The sequence below is a fragment of the Maribellus luteus genome (assembly GCF_003576475.1).
In the GTDB taxonomy this organism is placed as follows: domain Bacteria; phylum Bacteroidota; class Bacteroidia; order Bacteroidales; family Prolixibacteraceae; genus Draconibacterium; species Draconibacterium luteum.
Map to the genome: position 1 here is coordinate 1 of NZ_QWGR01000260.1, position 528 is coordinate 528.

General features: G+C 66.5%; 1 protein-coding gene. It reads right to left on the bottom strand.

The window, feature by feature from the left end:
• Positions 1-528 (bottom strand): sensor histidine kinase N-terminal domain-containing protein (locus D1614_RS28830; protein ID WP_175579324.1); only part of this gene is annotated, 528 nt, incomplete at both ends.

The window sequence follows — 528 nt, forward strand, 5'->3', positions numbered from 1 at the left end:
CCCGAATCTCTGTGCCGTGGATGTGGTCGTCGCGCAGTTGCACGAGGCCGCCCGCATTGGCGTCTTCTTCGGGCGGCAGCGGCAGGTCGCGGTCCCCGGAGACAAACTCCCCGTTGGTGCCGAGCACCTGGTAATAGATATTGTCGGTTTCGTCTGCACGCAAAATCTCACGCGCCGAGATTGGCAGCTGCAGCGTCACGCGGCCATTCACCTCGCGCAGTTGCTGGCTGAGCACGATCGCGCTCGATTCCAGCGCGCGGTCATATGGCGCATTCGCGATCGACTTGGCCACCAGGTACGTCACCGCAATGCTCATCGGCCACAGCAACAGCAGCGGCGCGAGCATCCAGTCGAGAATTTCGCCGAAGAGGGATCGGGCGACGGGCCGCGTGGCGTCGTCTTCGAGGTGGGGGAGGGTGTCGGTGAGGTTGCCGCCGCCATCGCCTCCGTCATCGCGGCCGTCTGCCCCTGGCGCCGTGCCGGCACGTTCGCGCAGCAACGCGCGATCCCGACGCCACGGCCAGGCCA